Genomic DNA, 17,989 nt, shown 5'->3' with positions numbered 1-17,989 from the left:
TTTATACTATGCGTAACTACGATTTATCCCCACTTCTGCGTCAATGGATCGGTTTTGACAAGCTGGCCAGTTCAATGGGCGGCCAGGAGCCACAAGGGTTCCCGCCATATAACATTGAGAAAAGCGACGATAACCACTATCGCATTTCCCTGGCGTTAGCCGGGTTCAAACAGAGCGAACTGGATATTGAAGTGGAAGGCCCGCGCCTGACCGTGCGTGGCAACCCCACACCGCCGGAAAAACAGGTGGAGTATCTGCATCAGGGGCTGGTGTGCAAAGAGTTCACCCTGACCTTTACCCTGGCAGAACACCTGCAGGTGGCCGAAGCCAAATTTGAAAATGGCCTGCTGCACATCGTTCTGGTACGTCACGTGCCGGAAGCCTTGCAGCCACAACGCATCAGCATCGGTAGCACTCCGGGGCTGGAAGCCAAATAACCGGCTGAAAAAAAACAAAAACTTGCGGGGGAGGTCCATTCGGGCCTCCCCCGTTGCATTCTGTGGCATACCCCACATTACCCCCCCGCGCCTTATGTCAGAATCCCTATTAATTGCAGGTATTTAATCGCATGCCGATTGTTAAACTTTGGTAAGGATGTGACGTATGAGTGATATCGCCCTGACCGTCAGCATGTTGGCGTTGGTGGCTATTCTCGGGTTATGGATTGGCAACTGGAAAGTGTATGGCGTGGGTTTAGGGATAGGCGGCGTCTTGTTCGGTGGCATCATCGTCGGGCACTTTGCACAGACTTACCAGATCACTCTCAACGGCGACATGCTGCACTTTATCCAGGAGTTCGGTCTGATCCTGTTTGTTTACACCATCGGTATTCAGGTTGGCCCTGGTTTCTTCTCGTCCCTGCGCGTTTCCGGCCTCAAGCTCAATGGCTTCGCCATTCTGCTGGTGCTGGTGGGCGGCGTGGTGGCGGCGATTGTCCATAAGCTGTTTGCCGTGCCGTTGCCGATCATTCTCGGCGTGTTCTCCGGTGCGGTTACCAACACCCCGGCGCTCGGTGCCGGGCAGCAGATACTCACCGATCTGGGTTCCGATCCGGCGCTGGTTAACCGCATGGGGATGGGCTATGCGATGGCCTATCCGTTCGGTATCTGCGGCATTCTGCTGGTGATGTGGCTGATCCGGCTGTTCTTCCGCATCAATATCGATAAGGAAGCGCAGGAGTTTGAAGACAGTCTGGGGAGTAATCGCGAACTGTTGCAGACCATGAACGTGGCGGTGCGTAACCCCAATCTGCAAGGCATGGCCATCAAGAATGTGCCGCTGCTCAACAGCGATGACATCATCTGTTCGCGCCTCAAGCGCGGCGATTTACTGATGGTGCCAGCCCCGCATGAGACGCTGGAACTGGGGGATTTCCTGCACCTGGTAGGCAAGCGCGAAAAGCTGGAAAATGCCCGGCTGGTGATTGGCGAGGAGGTCGACGTTTCGCTCTCCACCCGGGGGACTTCACTGCAAGTGGTTCGTGCGGTCGTGACCAACGAAAAGGTGCTGGGTAAAAAAATCCGCGATCTGGAGTTGAAGCAAAAATATGAAGTGGTGGTCTCGCGCCTTAACCGTGCCGGGGTCGAGCTGGTGGCAGGCAGCAATGTTACGCTGCAGTTCGGGGATATCCTCAACCTGGTGGGGCGGCCAGAATCTATCGAGGCGGTGGCGGCGATTGTGGGTAACGCCCAGCAGAAGCTGCAACAGGTGCAGATGCTGCCGGTCTTTATTGGTATTGGCCTTGGGGTGCTGTTGGGATCTATCCCGCTGTTTATCCCCGGTTTCCCGGCGGCGTTGCGGTTGGGGTTGGCCGGTGGTCCGCTGGTGGTGGCCCTGATCCTGGGGCGTATCGGCAGCATCGGCAAGCTGTACTGGTTTATGCCGCCCAGTGCCAACCTGGCGCTGCGCGAACTGGGGATCGTACTGTTCCTGGCCGTGGTTGGCCTGAAGTCTGGTGGGAACTTTATTGATACCCTGCTGCATGGCGATGGGTTGGCATGGGTCGGTTACGGTGCGTTAATCACCTCGATCCCGCTGATTAGCGTGGGTATTTTGGCTCGGGTGGTGGGTAAGATGAACTACCTGACGCTCTCCGGCATGCTGGCTGGTTCAATGACCGATCCACCGGCGCTGGCCTTTGCCAACGGCCTGCACCCTACCAGCGGCGCTGCGGCGCTCTCTTATGCCACGGTCTACCCGCTGGCAATGTTCCTGCGCATCATGTCACCGCAGCTGCTGGCGGTGCTGTTCTGGGCGATGTAGCCAGCAAAAGGGGCTCCGCTTGCGGAGCCCCAATATACTGCTGACAAAATCTCAACCGATTACGCTTCCTGGTGCGCGCGCTCAACTTCTTCGGCCAGGATCATCACGCCACGCTCAATATCTTCCGGATTAGGTACATAGTTCATGCGCATACATTGATGCGTATGCGGCCATTCATGCTCCAGCCCCGGGAAGAAGTAGTGGCCTGGCACCATCAATACGCCTCGCTTTTTCAGCCGTTGATACAGCAGCTCGGTGGTGATGGGCAGATCCTTGAACCACAGCCAGAGGAAGATAGCCCCTTCCGGTTTATGGATCAGGCAGCGCTCTGGCGACAGGTAACGGCGAATAATGCCGATGGTCTGCTCGACACGCTGCTTGTAGAACGGGCGGATCACCTCGTTGGATAAACGCAATAGATCACCACGCTCAATCATCTCCGTGGCCAGCGCCGGGCCAATGCTGCCTGGGGACAGGCTGATGATGCCGTTCATATTGGTCAGTGCGGTAATGACCTTCTCGTCGGCAATCACGATGCCACAGCGTGAGCCAGGCAGGCCCAGCTTGGACAAGCTCATGCACAGGATGATGTTCGGGTTCCACAGCGGCGTGGCTTCGCTGAAAATAATACCGGGGAACGGCACGCCGTAAGCGTTATCGATCACCAGTGGGATATCACGCTGCTGCGCCAACAGATCGAGCTTCATCAGCTCTTCGTCGGTGATCACGTTGCCGGTCGGGTTGGTGGGGCGCGATACGCAGATCATGCCGATGTCGTCACCGATGTTCAGATGCTCAAAATCGACGTGATACTTGAACTGGCCGTCTGGCAGCAGTTCGATATTGGGTTTGGCAGAGACAAACAGCCCTTCATCCAACCCGGAATCGGCATAGCCAATATATTCTGGCGCCAGCGGGAACAGCACGCGGCGGCGGGTGCCGTCGGCGTAGCGGCCAGCAAACAGGTTAAACAAGTAGAAAAACGCGCTCTGGCTGCCATTTGTCAGTGCAATATTCTGTGGTTCGATCTGCCAGCCAAGCTCTTCTTGCAGCATGGTGGCCAGCGCTTTCAGCAGGGCGTCTTTGCCTTGTGGGCCGTCGTAGTTGCACAGTGCCTCGGTCAGCTTGCCCTGATCGAGCATCTCCTGGCACAGCTGTTTGAAGTAGTTGTCCATCTCTGGGATGTGCGCCGGGTTACCGCCGCCGAGCATGATGGCACCTGGCGTGCGCAGGCCTTCATTGAGATCGTCCATCAAGCGGGTGATGCCCGCGTAACGGGTAAATTTGTCGCCGAAAAGTGAAAAATTCATAGCTGCTGCAATATGGTTGTAAGCGGGTAGACGCCCACCATACCGCCAGATAAAAGCGGGTGCAATGCGGCTGACATCTTACCCGCCGGGCATAGATGTTGCTCGGCGGGGTTTTTACAGCATAACACGCTGAATTATTGTGACCGATCGCCAGCCCACACCACCATCACCTTATCGCCCCCATGCTGGCGACTAAAGGCATAGTAATTAGGCGTTTGCTGGGATTGCTGCGTACCGGCACCGATTGCCGGGTGGCGCTCGCGGAACTGGCCTAGCCGCTGCCAATGTGCCAACAACGGCGCTTTGGCTTCTTGCAATTCACCCCAGTTCATATCCGAGCGCGTGCCTTGTAAAGGATCGGAGCCGGTAGGGCCAAACGGCCGGCCACTCTCATCACCGTAATAAATCTGTACCGCGCCCGGGGCCAATAACAGTAGGTCTGCCGCTCGTTGCTGCAAAGGCAACGCACCTTTGGCATCGCTGGCGAAGAACAGGCGAGTGTCGTGCGAGGAAATATAGCTCAGCACGTTGAAGCCCTGCAGCTTGTTCGCCATCTGCTGATAGGTGGCATCGATATTGGAGAAGCAGCCCAGCGCCTGCGAGGCCTGATCCTGAAAATCGAAGTTGATCATCGCATCGAAGCCGTGCTGGTAATAGTCGCTTTTCATCACCCCGTGGCCCCAGGCTTCACCGGTCATCCAGAACGGTGCGTTATCCAGCGCCTGCTTGGGGTTGGCCGCTTTCCACTCTGCCAGTGCCTCGGTGGCTCGTTGCTTTAGCAGGTCCAGCGTGGGTTTATCGACGTGTTTGGCGGTATCAACGCGGAAACCGTCAATACCGTAGTCGCGCACCCATTGGCTGAGCCAGACCGTCAGATAATCGCGGGTGGTGGCCCCTGGGATTTCGCGCGCGGCGGTATCAGGTTTATGGCGGAAGAACGACGGTAGGCCGCTGGCTCCGGGCGCTTCAGTTTTGATGTCCGGAAGGAAAGCCAGTGACATGGTCAGGTCGTCAAAGCCCGGTGAGTCGTAATCGCCGATATCGGTGCGGATCCAGTTTTTCCCCCACCATTGGCTCCAGCCTGCTTTATCGCTGAAGTTGATGTAGTCGTTAAAGCTGTGCCAGCTCTGGCCAGGCCCAGGTTGCCAATCGCCCCAGTTTTTGCCGAGGGTTTTTGCGGCTTCATTACCCTTCAGGTACAGCGAGCCGAACTGAAACTGCTGCATATCGGCCAGCGTGGCATAGCCGACGTGATTGACCACCACGTCAAACAGGATGCGGATCCCACGTTGATGTGCTTGCTCCACCAGATTACGCAGATCCTGCTCGTTGCCCATATTGGCATCGAGCTTGGTCCAGTCCTGGTGGTAGTAACCGTGGTAGGCATAATGTGGGAAATCCCCTTTGGTACCGCCGCCTACCCAGCCGTGGATCTGCTCCAACGGGGAACTGATCCACAGGGCGTTGACCCCCAGTTGTTGCAGATAATCCAGCTTTTTCGTCAACCCGGCGAGGTCGCCGCCGTGGAAGGTGCCGATCTCCTGCATGCCATCACCTTGGCGGCCATAGCTGTGATCGTTGGCCGGGTTGCCGTTTTCAAAGCGATCGGTCAGCACAAAATAGACCGTGGCGTTATGCCAGTCGAAAGCCGCCTGTGGCGGCGTATTGGCTGATTCCAGCAATAGCAGCCCCCCGCTGTTGGCCGCCGGTTGCAGGGTGACCTGGCCCTGAACCACCGTGGCGGTCTGGCCGGAGTAAAAATCACGCACCGTTTCGCCTTCGGCAAAGGTGTCCTTCACCGCGATCGTGATCGGCTGGCCATCCCAGCGTTGGCAGGTGCGAGCCACGGCGGCGACGGTTTTTTCCGGTTCGGCCTTCAGGCTGAGCTGCAAGGTAGGCGTACCGCTGCGGGTATCGATCCGCACCTGATAATCACCATCGCGAAATAATCGCCAACTGACCGGCTCGCTATCGCTACAGGGCTGCAGCGACAACGTCTGGTTCAGCTTAACCGCGTCGCTGGGCTGCCAGCACTGTTGGTTCTGATACAGCCGCAACGGCAGTTGGCCTTTGGCCAGGGTAGCCTGGCTGGTAAATAAACCGCTGGTGGGTTCACTGAAGGTCGGGAAGCTTTGCAGCGTCCAGTTGGCCAGCGCTGCGGGTGACAGCAGCATCAGCAGGGGAAGGGTCAGGCGTTTCATAGGCTCTCCTTACTCGTGGCAGGAAGCGTTTTTATCGTAGGGTAGCCCAGTGTGCTTTATGCAGAAAAAATCGCCTCCTCCCAGGGTAAGAATTTGGGGGCGGAGGAGGAAGGGGGAGAGGTTTGACTATGCGCTGTTGGTTTTTTAATCTATATTGTCATGTATACATTGTAGTGTGAGGTAAACTTATGAGCGTGATGTCTGTTCGGCTATCCGACGATCTCAGTGAGCAGCTTGAAGCCTTAGCAGAAGCGACCGGCAGAACGAAATCATTTTTGGCGACTCAGGCGATACAAGATTTTTTAAGCCGCGAGGCATGGCAGGTTGCTGAAATTCAACAGGCCATCGTTGAAGCCGATAATGGTGACTTTGCCTCTGATGATGAAATGGCGGCCCGTTTTAAGAAAATGGGGGTGACTATTAGCAATGAAAATTAAATGGCTAAGGAAAGCTGCAACAAATTTTGATGATGAATATGAATGGCTTTACCAAGAGGATCCGCAAGTAGCGACAGAATTTGCTAAAGAGGTGGTTCGCTCGGTGAACTTGCTGGTTACGCAACCTGCTTTAGGAAGACCTGGTCGAGTAATGGGTACCCGAGAAATTGTCATGCAAACTTTCCCTTACTTGATCCCTTACCGGATTAAAAATAAGGAAATACATATTCTTAGAGTATTTCATACACGAAGGCGACCGCCGGAGAAACGCTGGTAACTGAGGTTATTATGGTTTTCAACGACCCGCTAGAACACCAGAAAGTGAGTGATGAGTTTGTCCGTCAGGCTGTGATTAATGGGGTAGTAAGTGACGAAAGTCCATTATCACTGCTGGAAATCGCCGAACATCGTAAGCACCTGCGTAATAGTGAAACGCTTACAGGTTCTTTTGATGAGATGCCAGTTGGTAAACGCTGGCATCTCATAAGGGTTACTTGTTCAGCAGCTGCGGGTTAACGCAGTTTTCTGTGACCGTACCGGTCAAGGCGGCAATCAGGTTATCCACGGCGCACTCGGCCATCCCGTAGCGAGTCTCATGGGTGGCGGAACCGATATGCGGCAACGCGACCACGTTGGCCATTTTCAGCAGCGGCGAATCGACCGCGACCGGCTCTTGCTCGAACACATCCAACCCAGCGGCGTGAATGGTGCCGTCCTGTAAGGCTTCAATCAGCGCTTGCTCATCCACCACCGGGCCACGCCCTGCGTTGATCAGAATTCCGCTCTGCTTCATCTTCGCCAGCTGTTCGCGGCCAATCAGATGGAAGGTTTGCTCGGTGAGCGGCAGCGTAATGCACAGGAAGTCCGACTCGGCCAGCAGCGTATCAAGATCGCAGCGGCGGGCATTGAAGCGTTGCTCTGCTTCTTCATGTGTACGGCGCGCGTTGTACAACACCGGCATGCCAAAGCCGAAGTGCGCACGCTGAGCCAGCGCCAGGCCGATGCGGCCCATGCCGAGGATGCCGATGGTTTTATGATGCACGTCAACGCCGTACCAGTCAGGCCCGATGCTGCCTTGCCATTCCCCTGCTTTGACCCGCTCGGCCACCTCGACCACCCGGCGTGCGGTGGCCAGCACCAGGCTCATGATGGTATCGGCCACGGTTTCGGTCAGGACGGTTGGGGTATGCATCAACAGCACCCGGTGGGCGTTGAGCGCTGCGACGTCAAAGTTGTCGTAACCGACGGAGACGGTGGATGCCGCACGCAGTTTGGGGGCGCGTTGCAAAAAGGCTTCGTCAATCTTGCCGCCGGAACCGAGGATGCCTTCGGCCTGTTGTAGCGCCTGATCGAAGGCGGCGTTGTCCAGTTGCAGACCGTCGAAGGCATGAACGGTAAAGTGCTGGTCCAGCTTGGCACGCAGGTCGGCAGGAATACTTTTGTACAACACGATTGCAGGCTTCATCAAATAACTCCATCTGGCGAACGAGATGTTCAACATAACATATTGCAGGAGAGTGAAGGGCTGAGCCCCTCACTCGCAAGATTAGGCCACCTGTGGCTGAGCTTCGTTACGTGCAGGCTTGACGATCAGCGTCAGCCCCACCGAGGCCAGCAGCGCGATAGCCATAAACATATAAGAGGCTGCCGGGCTGCCGGTCGCCCCGTTGAGGTAGCCGACAAACCAGGAGCCGAAGAAGGAGCCCAGCGCGCCCATGCTGTTAATCAACGCCATGGCACCCCCGGCGACGTTTCTTGGCAGCATCTCCGGAATGATGGCGAAAAACGGACCGTAAGGCGCATACATGGCCGCCCCGGCGACCACCAGCAGACCATAGGAGATCCAGAAATGGTTCGGGCCAATGGCGTAGGAGGCGAAGAAGGCCAGCGCGCCGATCAGCAACAGCGGCCAGACAAACAGCTTGCGGTTCTGCATCTTGTCCGATGCCCAGGAAACCACGATCATCGCAATGGTGGCGGCCAGATAAGGTACTGATGACAACCAGCCCGCTTCAACCATCCCCATCTGCATACCGCTGCGCAGGATAGAAGGCAGCCACAGCACAAAGCCATACACGCCGATGCTCCAGGCAAAATATTGCATGCACAGCAGGATCACGTTGCGCGAGCGGAAGGCTTCGCCGTAGTTGCGTACCGCCTTGATGCCTTTCTGCTCCTCGGCCAGTTGCTGTTGCAACGCCAGCTTTTCCTGATCGCTCAGCCAGCCGACCTGTGACGGCTTGTCTTTGACCAGTACCCACCAGCAAAATGCCCAGATCACCGCTGGAACCCCTTCGATGATAAACATTTCACGCCAGCCAAAGGCGTGGATCAGGTAGCCGGAAACCACCGACATCCACAACACCGTGACCGGATTGCCGAGGATCAGGAAGGTGTTGGCGCGGGAGCGTTCAGACTTGGTAAACCAGTTGCTGATGTAAATCAGCATCGCGGGCATTACCGCAGCTTCCACCACACCGAGGATAAAGCGGATCGCCGCCAGCATCGGGATATTGCTGACCATGCCGGTCAACGAGGCGCACCCGCCCCACAGGATCAAACACCAGAAAATCAGCTTCTTGACGCTGCGGCGTTCGGCGTAGATGGCACCGGGAATTTGGAAGAAGAAATAGCCGAGGAAAAACAGGGCACCCAGCAGAGATGACATCCCTTTGGTGATGCCAAGATCGTCATTAATCCCGGCGGCGGAGGCAAAGCTAAAATTGGCGCGGTCCAGATAGGCCAGGCTGTAGGTGATAAACACGATGGGCATGATGTACCACCAGCGTTTGGCCGCAATAGTTGCTTTATTCATGTGCAGAACCCTTCAGTGGAGTCTTCTCACCAGCGCTGGCTTGTCGCCATCCGCTGGGGCTTGTGCTCTCCCGGCGTGCCTCGGTTGTAGGGACAGAGGTGGGCGCTCATTGGAGCAAATGATTATTCCGCCAGTGCGGCGCGGGTTGGCAACCCTTCGCTGTCGCCGATGGCCTGGATGGCCAGCGAACCGATCTTGTTGCCGCGTTGCACTGCCTGTAGCAGCGTTTTGCCTTCCAGCAGGGCGCTCAGCGTCCCTACTGCGAAGCCGTCTCCGGCACCGACGGTATCTACCACGTTGGTGACTTTGACCGCGGGTACCGCAGCCTGGTCGCCGGCGGCGGTTTTAAACCAGGCACCCTCTGGCCCGGTTTTGATGATCACGGCCTGTACGCCGCGCTCCAGATAGAAGTCGGCGATACCTTCTGCGGTGGATTGCCCGGTCAGGATCTGGCCCTCTTTTAACCCTGGCAGCACCCAGTCGGCCGCGCAGGCCAGCTTGTTGAGCTGTTCGATCATCAGTTCCCGGCTAGACCACAGCACTGGGCGCAGGTTGGGGTCGAAGGAAATGGTTTTGCCCAGGGCGCGCATCTCGGCAGCGGCGAAATGGCACAGCTCCAGCGACTCGGCAGACAGGGCGGCGGCCACCCCACTCAGGTGCAGGTGGCGCGCCCCAGCGAAGTAGTCGCGGTCAAAATCGGCGGTGGAAAGATGGCTAGCGGCGGAGCCTTTGCGGAAATACTCCACACTGGGATCGGTTCCATCTGTGTTTTTAGATTTCAGCTGAAAACCGGTTGGGTAGCGGCCATCGACGGTGACCTGCTGGGCGTTAACCCCTTCTTTCGCCAGCTGTTGCAAGGTAAAGCGGCCAAAGGAGTCGTTACCTATCCGGCTTACCCAGCCGACGTTCAAACCCAGGCGGGCCAGCCCGATCGCCACGTTCAGTTCGGCACCGGCGATGCGTTTGGTAAAGGTTTCTACCTCGGCCAAATCACCCGTTTGCGCGGCGACAAACATCGCCATGGCTTCACCCAGCGTTACGACGTCTAAAGAATTTTGCGTGTTCATCATGCCTGCTCCCCGCGTAACACATCCACGTAATGGCGGGTTACCGCCTCCAGATCGCTGCCCTGTAGTGGGAACTCGATGCCGCGCGGCACGTCCTGCGGCAAGCGGGCCAGCACTTCACGCCAGCTACCGTCGGTGTCATCCAGGGCGATGGCGCGCCAGCCGCGTGGGCCAAGGGTGGCGGCTTTAACATGAATATAGCCAACGTGTGCGGCCAGCAGATTGGCGGCGGCCAGGGCGTCTTGCCCCACCCAATGCCAGTTGGCCATGTCGAACGTCATGCCGACCGGCAACTGGCTCGCTTCCACCGCATGGAAAAAGGCGTTCATCAACGACAGGATGCCGCAGTCTGGTGTTTGATCGTTCTCGACCACCAGTTGGGTTGCGGATTGCCCCAGCGCGATTTTTAACTCGGTAAAGTCAAAGCCCGGCTGGTAGTGACCCAAGGCTAGCTTGAGACGGCTGGCTTGCAGGATCTTCGCCTCAGCCAAAAAGGCGGGCAGATTCGGGTTCAGGGTATGCTGTGGCGTAAACAGTGACTCAGGTGCGGAATACACGGCGGCCAGTTGGTGTTGCTGTAGGGCTTTTGCCAGGGTGGGTAAAGCGTCCAACTCCTGCGGGGAAAGCAGTTCACGGCGGATTTCCACGCCGTCGGCACCTGCCTGGGCGATCAGGGGCAACAACGCCGCCTGGCCACCTAGTTGCTGCACCCTGTCGTTGCCGTAGGCGCTGGTTACTACAATAATCTGTTGCTTCATCTTTTGGCTCCTGAGGTGACCTATCACCACCGCTACTGTTGTTGTAACGGTAAATGGAACCGGTTCCATTGAAAAGCAGCAGCATGCAGAACTATGATCGCAATCACGGAGTTGGTTAAAAAATGGCCCCTCACCCCAACCCTCTCCCACAGGGAGAGGGAGCTGTTAGCCCCTGCTCTGTTGGAAGAACGAAGATAATCTCAGCAAGGCTTGAGCTTCCATTTATCCAAGGAGAGTCAACGAATGCACATGATGGGTCACCGTACTTTCAGGCTAACTCGAACGGTCCCCTGTGTGGCGCTGCCAGAGTAAGTGGTGAGTTCGTGCAGTTTCGGAAAGTAGGTAGGAAAAACAACAAAGACAAGGTGTTACGCAAAGCAATCAACGAACTCGATCGGTCCCCTCTCACTAACGGAGAGGGTTAGGGTGAGGGGTCAACGCAGGGTGGAGCCACGAACGATCAGCTCACCGGAGAATAGCTGCTCGCTAACGGGAGCATTGAGACCCTGAATACGCTGCACCAGCAGTTCCAGCGCGGCATGCCCTATCTGGTAGGTGGGCTGTTTCAGGGTGGTGATCCCCACCCCGGCCAGTTCGGCCCAATCCAGTTCGTCAAATCCCAGCAGGCCAATATCGTTGCCCCACTGCATGCCCAGGTGGCGCATAGCGCGCGCAACTTGCAGCGTTAAGGCACCGTTGGCCGAGATCACCGCTTTGCGCATCCCGCGATGGCGGGTGTTGAAGGTCTGTAATACCGTTGCCAGCTTTTCGGCGTCGTTTAGCGGAGTTTCGGCCTGCTCAGCGGACAAATCGGGATGTTGGGCCATCGTCTGGCGAAAAGCGTGCAGACGCTCAAGCCGGGTATTCACGGTGCCAATCGGCTCACTGAGGAACAGGATAGCCTCGAAACCCTGTTGCAGCAGGTGTTCCGTTGCGGTGGCGGTGGCCTCGTGGTTATTCAAACCCACCACATCGCAGGCAAAGTCGGGGATTTTACGGTCGATCAGCACCATCGGCAGCATCGACTGTTGCAGCATGGAGAGCGCGTCTTCACGCATCCCGACGGCGTTCACCACAATCCCTTCCACCCGGTAGCTGCTCAGCAACTGGAGGTAATGCTGTTCCTGATTGATCTCGTTATTGGTGTTACAGACCAGCAGGGTAAAGCCATGCTGGCGGCAGGCTGCTTCGATGCCGCGCATCACGTCGACGGAATAGGGATTGGTGATATCGGCGATGATCAGACCGATCAGCCGCGTTTGTCCGCCCTTCAGGCTACGTGCCATCTGGCTTGGGCGATAGTCGAGCTGCTGGATCGCAATATCGATACGTTGCTTGAGGGCGTCGGAGAGCAGGTGCTGTTCACCATTGAGATAGCGCGACACGCTGGTTTTGCCGGTTTGGGCGTGTTTTGCCACATCACTGATGGTGGCGCGCCCTGAGGCACGCGTTGCTTTATCACTGCTCACAGCCAATCTCCCCTGCGGTTCAATGCCAAGGAGACTAACACACCAAGCCTAAAGCCGGGAATGACCCATGTCAGGAGGTGGCCTCCTGCGCTTTGGCCTGCGGCTGGATTTTCTTGTCGGGGCTGCTGAGGGTGAAGACAGAAATCAGCGTGACACCCAAGGCAAGGCTGCCGAGGACCAAGTAAGTTTCGGCGAACCCCATACGGTCATACAGGCTACCTGCAAAGGCAGAAAGGAAGATGGCGGCCCCCTGTTTGGCAAACTGGAAACCAATCAGATAGATCGTGGCGGAAAGGCGGGTATCAAAGTTGGCGGTGATGTACTTGAAGGAACCGACCAGCAGGAAAGGCACTTCCAGCGCGTGCAGCATTTTCAGCATGATGACTTCCAGTGCGGTTGTGGCAAAGGCGGAGCCAATAATGCGTATCGACATGATGGTACCGGCCAGCAGCAGAGTATTTTTCGCCCCGATGCGGTTAATAATCCACGGCGAACAGAACATGATCAGCGCATTGGCCAACTCTCCGGCGGTGGTCGCATAGCCGAAGACCTCGGTACCGCGCTGGGGAGAACTGAAGAAGGTTTTAAAGAAGTTGGCAAACTGTTGATCGAACACGTCATAGACGCAGGCTACCCCGACCACATACAGGATGAACATCCACATCTTCGGCATCCTGAACAGCTCTGCCACCATCCTCAGATTGAACTGGCTCTGATTGGCCCCCAGCTTGCCCATGACAATGGCGTTAGGATTTTCGCGCGGGTTGGCCAGTATCAGGAGTAGCATCAGTAGCACTGCCGCTCCAGATCCCATCCAGAAGACGATATCCGGATTGATGTTGAATAACACTCCGGCGGTAGACGCACAGATCCCCCAGCCGAAACAGCCAAACATCCGCGCCTTGCCGTATTCGAAGGCACTTTTGCGGCTGACTCGTTCGATATAAGCCTCAACGGCTCCAGCCCCCCCTGAGAAAGCAAATCCGATATAGGCCCCGCCCACCATGGCTCCGAGCAAGACGTTCATTTTCAACAACGGTGCAAAGACGTAGAGGAAGAAGGGAGCAAAGAAAAACAGCAACAGGGTAATCACCCAAAGCAGATGTTTTTTCAGCCCGAGCTTATCGGAAATAATGCCGAAAATGGGTTGAAATAGAATGGCAAACAGAGACAGACAGGAAAATACCAGGCCAGTTTCGGTTTTATTCAGCCCGATGACTTCCGACAGCCAGATCGGCAGAAACGGAAAGCAGGTGGCCATAATGAAAAAGTAGAGGAAAAAGAAAGCGCCAAATATCCAGAAATTACGGTTATTTTTATAGGTACAGACGGTGGCGTTCATGGTGATTGTCCTTCCACGACGAGCTTTGGGTGTGCAGCGGCTCGCTGTGGTGAGCGCTGCACCTGCAAATCTATGGGATAACTCAGAGCTGTTCCAGGCCGATCAGCATGGCGCTTTCCGGATCCAGTACCGGTAATGCCAGGCCAACCTGTGCCAGCCATTCCCCGCTAACGTCGCAGGGCTGTTTCATCCAGGCGGGCAACTGGCGCATGGTATGGCCGCCCTGCTGCTGGTGAATAAGCGGCGGGGTATCCAGCAGGGTGATGCGATAACGAGCATCCGGCCTCAACCCTGGAATGCGCAAATTACCCGGCAGTTGGTGATTTGGCATCGTCAACTGGCTGACCAAAATGACAGCTCGCTCCTGTCCTGGGGCAACCACGCCATTAATCTGGGTGCTTGGGTCGTGATGATCGATACGGATAACATCGCCGCTATGTAGCAATGGCCGGAGAGATTTGTGCAACGCCACATAGCGGACGAAACCAAGCTGTTCTGTGTCGCCTTCTTTAACCGGGTCAAGTTCTATACCCATGTGACCGAACAACGCCGTCAGGCCGCGAAAACCGATGCTGTGCTGACGTTCGGTGGCGTGACACCGTCGGTTGCCGATGTGTGAGCCCATCACTTCCGGGGGGAAGAAATAGCTCATGCCGCGTTGAATAGTTTGGCGTTCCAGCGCGTCGTTGTTGTCGGAGGTCCAGAAGCGGTGGCAGCGTTGCAGGACCTCAAAATCAATACGGCCCCCACCGGAGGCGCAGGATTCGAATTCCACCTGCGGGAAGCGTTCCCTCAAGCTATCCAGCAAGCGATAGAATTGCTCGGTCTGGGCTGTCAGCGAGGCGCGGCCAAGGTGAGCGGGTTGTACTATCTCGCGGTTCATGTCCCACTTGATGTAGTCGATATCATGATTGCTCAGTAGCCAGTTCATGCGTTCCAGCAGGTATTCGAAGACCTGTGGGTTGCACAGATCGAGCACGTACTGAAAACGCCCGGTAGGTTGCTGATAGCCCGGTAAACCTAACACCCAGTCGGGGTGAGCCCGGAACAGATCGGAATCTGGATTGATCATCTCTGGCTCCACCCAGATACCGAATTCCATGCCTAGTTGTTTAACATGCTCGATCACCGGAGCCAGCCCGTTCGGGTATTTTTTCTCGTCCAGGTACCAGTCGCCAAGTGCGGCACGATCGTGGTCGCGTCCACGGAACCAGCCGTCATCAATGATAAAGCGTTCTACACCCAGTTCGGCCGACTTGGTGGCCATCTGCATGATGTACTCGGGCTGGTGGTCGAAATAGATGCCCTCCCAGGTATTGAGATGCACGGGGCGCGGCCTGTGGTCGGGGAAGCGCAGAATATTCTGGCGGACATAACGGTGAAACTGCTGGCTAAGAGCATTCAGACCAGTGCGAGAGCTGGCAGCATACAGCCAGGGTGTGCTTAGGCTGGCTCCGCCTTCCAACTCCTGCTCGCCTGGCAGGTACAGGGCCTCTGCCTGCAACAGGCGGCGGCCATCGGTTTTCACATCGGCGCGCAGACGATGGTTGCCGCTCCAGCCTAGATGGATACCCCAGACTTCCCCCTGTTGCTCGCTGAAGCCACGGCTACCTACCATCATGCCGGGGAAGTATTCATGAGAGCTGCGACCTCGGCGGTTTTCCTGCAGGTACCCGCCATGCTCAAGGGTGACGCGGTGCGGTTGGAACTCGCGGATCCAGCGGCCATGGAACGCCATCACTTCACCAGCATGCTCTGGCAATGGCAGTGTCAACGCCAAGCGGTTAACCCAGTAACGAGCAGCATGGTGATTGATCAACGTATGGCGCATTTTTAGCACGCCGCTAGCGCTGTCCAATTGCAGTTCGCTGCGTAGTTGCAGCCCTGCCTGTGGGTCTTCTGCCAGGATCAGCAACTGATTGTCCTGATGCGTGATTTCGCTGGTAGTGAACACGGGTGACCAATCGTAGCCGTCACGATGGCCTTCCACTCCCGGCGAGCCAAACAGACCGCGTCCAGATTCTGCCGCTAGCGTCAGAGGCGTATCTACATCCAGCCTGCCGTTTGGCACCGCCCGGCCCAGCGTCAAGACATCCTCCGGCATAAACCCGCTTAAATGGGGGCCCCAATAGAGAATTTCGGCAAACGGCTGGCAACGAACAATGACGTCGGTCGTGGGGCTGGTTAACCGCACAATGGTGGGTTCCATCTTTTGACTCCTTTACGATCTTTGGCTCAACTCAGTGGCGTCATCATTGATCCGAAACGTTTCGGATTAAAACCTAAACGTTTCGGATCTGTGATCTGGTCGGGCAAAAAACGGCGTTGTTTTAAACGATCAGGAGGTCAAGGGGAGTTCGTCCGGGTTGGGTTTTAGCACCGGTTGCCACAGTACTTGTAATTTTTGCAGCGGTTCACCACGGATCAGGCCAAGGGTCATTTGCGCGATTTGTTGGCCGACTTCCGCGCGGGTGGCTTGGACTATGGCGGCTACAGGCAGGTCGAGCAGGCTTTCCGCTGGTAATCCGTCATACACCACCAGAGAAACCCCTCCGGGGCCGAGTTTATTGGCATCACGTAGCGCCATTGCTGCCCCCTCGCCGTGACCGTTGCCGTCGGTAATGATTGCCGTCGGCGGATCGGCCAACGCCAATAACGCTTGGGTGGTCAGATAACCCGCGCGACGGCTTGGCGTGATACTGCACAGATAATCGTCACGTTGTTGCAGTTGGTGGCTGGCCAATCCATCCAGATACCCTTGGCGGCGCTGGCTGATAAACGACTGCTGGTTATTTTCGCCCAGATAGGCAATTTTCCGGTGGCCAAGCGCCACCAGATAGTCCACGGCCATCAGGCTGCCAGCGCGGTTATCAAAATCAAACCAGGCGTAATCTTTCTCCAGCTGGCTGCGGCCCAGTGCCAGAAAGGGGAAGTTAAGCCGCTGTAATTCCTGCAGACGCGGATCGTTGTCTAGCGTATGGGCAACAATCAACGCATCAACACGTTTGCTGGCAATCAGGCGAGTAAAGGCATGATGGGGCGCATCATCTGCCACCAACAGCAGATCGATCTCGTGGCGTACCAACTCGTTGCTGATACAACCGATCATTTCCATCAAGGTAGAGTTACTTAACGTGTAGTTATTGAACGGGAAAACCAACCCAACGGCGTCGATTTTGCCCATTTTCAAACGGCGTGCCAGGGTATTGGGGCGATAACCCAAACGCTCTGCCTCAGCCTCTACCCGTTGGCGCGTATCTTGGGCGACGTCGCCGTAGCCATTCAGGGCGCGACTCACGGTGGTAACGGAGAGATCCAATGCTTTGGCAATCGCTTTCAGGGACATATTTCACTCTACAGAAGGTATTGGGATGCCGGGCGAGAGTAACACAGGCAGAGGAATTGGCGGGAGAGGCGAGGGCAGGAAATGCGAACTGGCGGGGCAAAGGCCCCGCACTGTGTGCTTACAGCGGGCTGAGGGTGATCTCAACGCGGCGGTTTTGCGCCTTGCCTGCGGTGGTGCTGTTGGAGGCAATCGGGTTATCCGGGCCGGCACCGATTGAACGGATGCGGTTGGCGGCGACCCCTTGGGTGATCAGCGCGCTGGCCACACCGTCTGCACGTTGTTGGGACAGCGTCATATTGTGCGCGCGAGCCCCAGTGCTGTCGGTGTAACCCACCACGTTGACGGCGGTTTTTTCATACTCTTTCAGCACCATCGCTACGCCGGTCAGGGTGTTGGCACCCGCCGGTTTCAGCGTGCTGCTGTCGGTATCGAAGGTCACGTTGTTTGGCATATTCAGCACGATATTATCGCCCTGACGGGTAACGCTAACGCCGGTGCCTTTCATTTTGTCGCGCAGTTTGGCTTCCTGCACGTCCATGTAGTATCCGGCTCCGCCGCCCAATGCGGCACCGGCTGCGGCGCCGATCAGCGCGCCTTTACCCCGGTCTTTTTTGGATGAAGAGATCATGCCGATACCGGCACCCAGGGCTGCGCCAACGCCAGCGCCAATACCGGACTTGCCGGCTTCTGACTCCCCGGTGTAAGGGTTGGTGGTACAAGCCGATAGCGTCATGGCAACGGCTACTGCACCAGCAATTATCGCAATGCGTTTTTTCATTGTTAGTTCCTTTAAAAGCAGGGATATCTGCGTGCGCTACTCCAAACTGGAGGCGCTAAATCATCGGCATTCAGCCGCGAGCCCCAAACGGGCCGCGCAACTATGACGTACCTTTTGGCCAGCAGTTCCGATAAAAATCGTGACAAATTATAAACCTGTAAGCCAGGCAGGAAGGTAGCCGCCAAATCGCCGCTTGGGAACCAG

Annotated in this window: 16 protein-coding genes; 5 read left to right on the top strand and 11 right to left on the bottom strand. The window is 56.5% G+C overall.

The genetic code is table 11. From position 1 onward, the window contains the following. Positions 1-8 precede the first annotated feature (8 nt). Both ibpB and N6G83_RS46895 read left to right on the top strand, forming a co-directional pair. Positions 9-437 carry a small heat shock chaperone IbpB gene (ibpB, locus tag N6G83_RS46900; RefSeq protein WP_211136406.1) on the top strand — a complete coding sequence of 143 codons (429 nt, stop codon included), beginning with the start codon at positions 9-11 and terminating at the stop codon, positions 435-437. A 166-nt stretch (positions 438-603) separates the two neighbouring features. Beyond that, positions 604-2,262, top strand: coding sequence for a putative transporter (locus N6G83_RS46895; protein WP_065683421.1), 1,659 nt, complete (start codon positions 604-606; stop codon positions 2,260-2,262). A 59-nt stretch (positions 2,263-2,321) separates the two neighbouring features. On the opposite strand, the gene N6G83_RS46890 is transcribed toward N6G83_RS46895, so the two are convergent. Both N6G83_RS46890 and N6G83_RS46885 read right to left on the bottom strand, forming a co-directional pair. Next, positions 2,322-3,572, bottom strand: coding sequence for a valine--pyruvate transaminase (locus tag N6G83_RS46890; RefSeq protein ID WP_065683422.1), 1,251 nt, complete (start codon positions 3,570-3,572; stop codon positions 2,322-2,324). A gap of 134 nt (positions 3,573-3,706) precedes the next feature. Continuing rightward, positions 3,707-5,773 carry an alpha-amylase gene (locus N6G83_RS46885; protein ID WP_211136407.1) on the bottom strand — a complete coding sequence of 689 codons (2,067 nt, stop codon included), beginning with the start codon at positions 5,771-5,773 and terminating at the stop codon, positions 3,707-3,709. Positions 5,774-5,961: 188 nt separating this feature from the next. On the opposite strand from N6G83_RS46885, the gene N6G83_RS46880 reads away from it, so the two are divergent. The 3 genes from N6G83_RS46880 to N6G83_RS46870 are packed head-to-tail and all read left to right on the top strand — an operon-like array spanning position 5,962 to position 6,726. Next, positions 5,962-6,210 carry a CopG family ribbon-helix-helix protein gene (locus N6G83_RS46880; RefSeq protein ID WP_024527348.1) on the top strand — a complete coding sequence of 83 codons (249 nt, stop codon included), beginning with the start codon at positions 5,962-5,964 and terminating at the stop codon, positions 6,208-6,210. Then, complete coding sequence (locus N6G83_RS46875) at positions 6,200-6,487, top strand: type II toxin-antitoxin system RelE/ParE family toxin (RefSeq protein ID WP_071784396.1); 288 nt, start codon at positions 6,200-6,202, stop codon at positions 6,485-6,487. The genes N6G83_RS46880 and N6G83_RS46875 overlap by 11 nt, the downstream gene beginning before the upstream one ends. A gap of 11 nt (positions 6,488-6,498) precedes the next feature. Then, positions 6,499-6,726, top strand: a complete 228-nt coding sequence (locus N6G83_RS46870) for a hypothetical protein (RefSeq protein ID WP_211136409.1) — start codon at positions 6,499-6,501, stop codon at positions 6,724-6,726. Here N6G83_RS46870 and ghrB read toward each other — a convergent pair. From ghrB to N6G83_RS46825, 9 genes are all read right to left on the bottom strand, one after another. After that, positions 6,701-7,675: a glyoxylate/hydroxypyruvate reductase GhrB gene (gene ghrB, locus N6G83_RS46865; RefSeq protein ID WP_024527347.1), complete on the bottom strand. Its 975-nt coding sequence runs from the start codon at positions 7,673-7,675 to the stop codon at positions 6,701-6,703. The genes N6G83_RS46870 and ghrB overlap by 26 nt on opposite strands. Before the next feature lie 81 nt (positions 7,676-7,756). Next, the gene (locus N6G83_RS46860; RefSeq protein WP_065683425.1) at positions 7,757-9,025 is read right to left on the bottom strand and encodes an MFS transporter; all 1,269 of its coding nucleotides are present in this window, start codon (positions 9,023-9,025) and stop codon (positions 7,757-7,759) included. A 122-nt stretch (positions 9,026-9,147) separates the two neighbouring features. Further along, positions 9,148-10,095: a sugar kinase gene (locus N6G83_RS46855; protein WP_178380924.1), complete on the bottom strand. Its 948-nt coding sequence runs from the start codon at positions 10,093-10,095 to the stop codon at positions 9,148-9,150. Beyond that, positions 10,092-10,850 (bottom strand): sugar phosphate isomerase/epimerase family protein, encoded by a 759-nt coding sequence (locus N6G83_RS46850; RefSeq protein WP_161713276.1) that lies wholly within the window; start codon positions 10,848-10,850, stop codon positions 10,092-10,094. Before N6G83_RS46850 ends, N6G83_RS46855 begins: the two co-directional genes overlap by 4 nt. Positions 10,851-11,284: 434 nt before the next feature. Then, positions 11,285-12,319 (bottom strand): LacI family DNA-binding transcriptional regulator, encoded by a 1,035-nt coding sequence (locus N6G83_RS46845; protein WP_024527343.1) that lies wholly within the window; start codon positions 12,317-12,319, stop codon positions 11,285-11,287. A 70-nt stretch (positions 12,320-12,389) separates the two neighbouring features. After that, entirely contained in the window at positions 12,390-13,661 is a 1,272-nt protein-coding gene (locus N6G83_RS46840; RefSeq protein WP_024527342.1) for an MFS transporter, read from the bottom strand. 82 nt (positions 13,662-13,743) lie between these two features. Then, complete coding sequence (locus tag N6G83_RS46835; protein ID WP_211136410.1) at positions 13,744-15,870, bottom strand: alpha-galactosidase; 2,127 nt, start codon at positions 15,868-15,870, stop codon at positions 13,744-13,746. 129 nt (positions 15,871-15,999) lie between these two features. Continuing rightward, positions 16,000-17,007 (bottom strand): LacI family DNA-binding transcriptional regulator, encoded by a 1,008-nt coding sequence (locus tag N6G83_RS46830; protein WP_211136411.1) that lies wholly within the window; start codon positions 17,005-17,007, stop codon positions 16,000-16,002. Between the two features lie 118 nt (positions 17,008-17,125). Next, positions 17,126-17,785, bottom strand: a complete 660-nt coding sequence (locus tag N6G83_RS46825) for an OmpA family lipoprotein (protein WP_024527339.1) — start codon at positions 17,783-17,785, stop codon at positions 17,126-17,128. Positions 17,786-17,989 lie beyond the last annotated feature (204 nt).

The sequence above is a fragment of the Serratia sp. PL7 genome (assembly GCF_945957435.1).
This window is presented reverse-complemented; position numbering and strand designations above follow the sequence as displayed.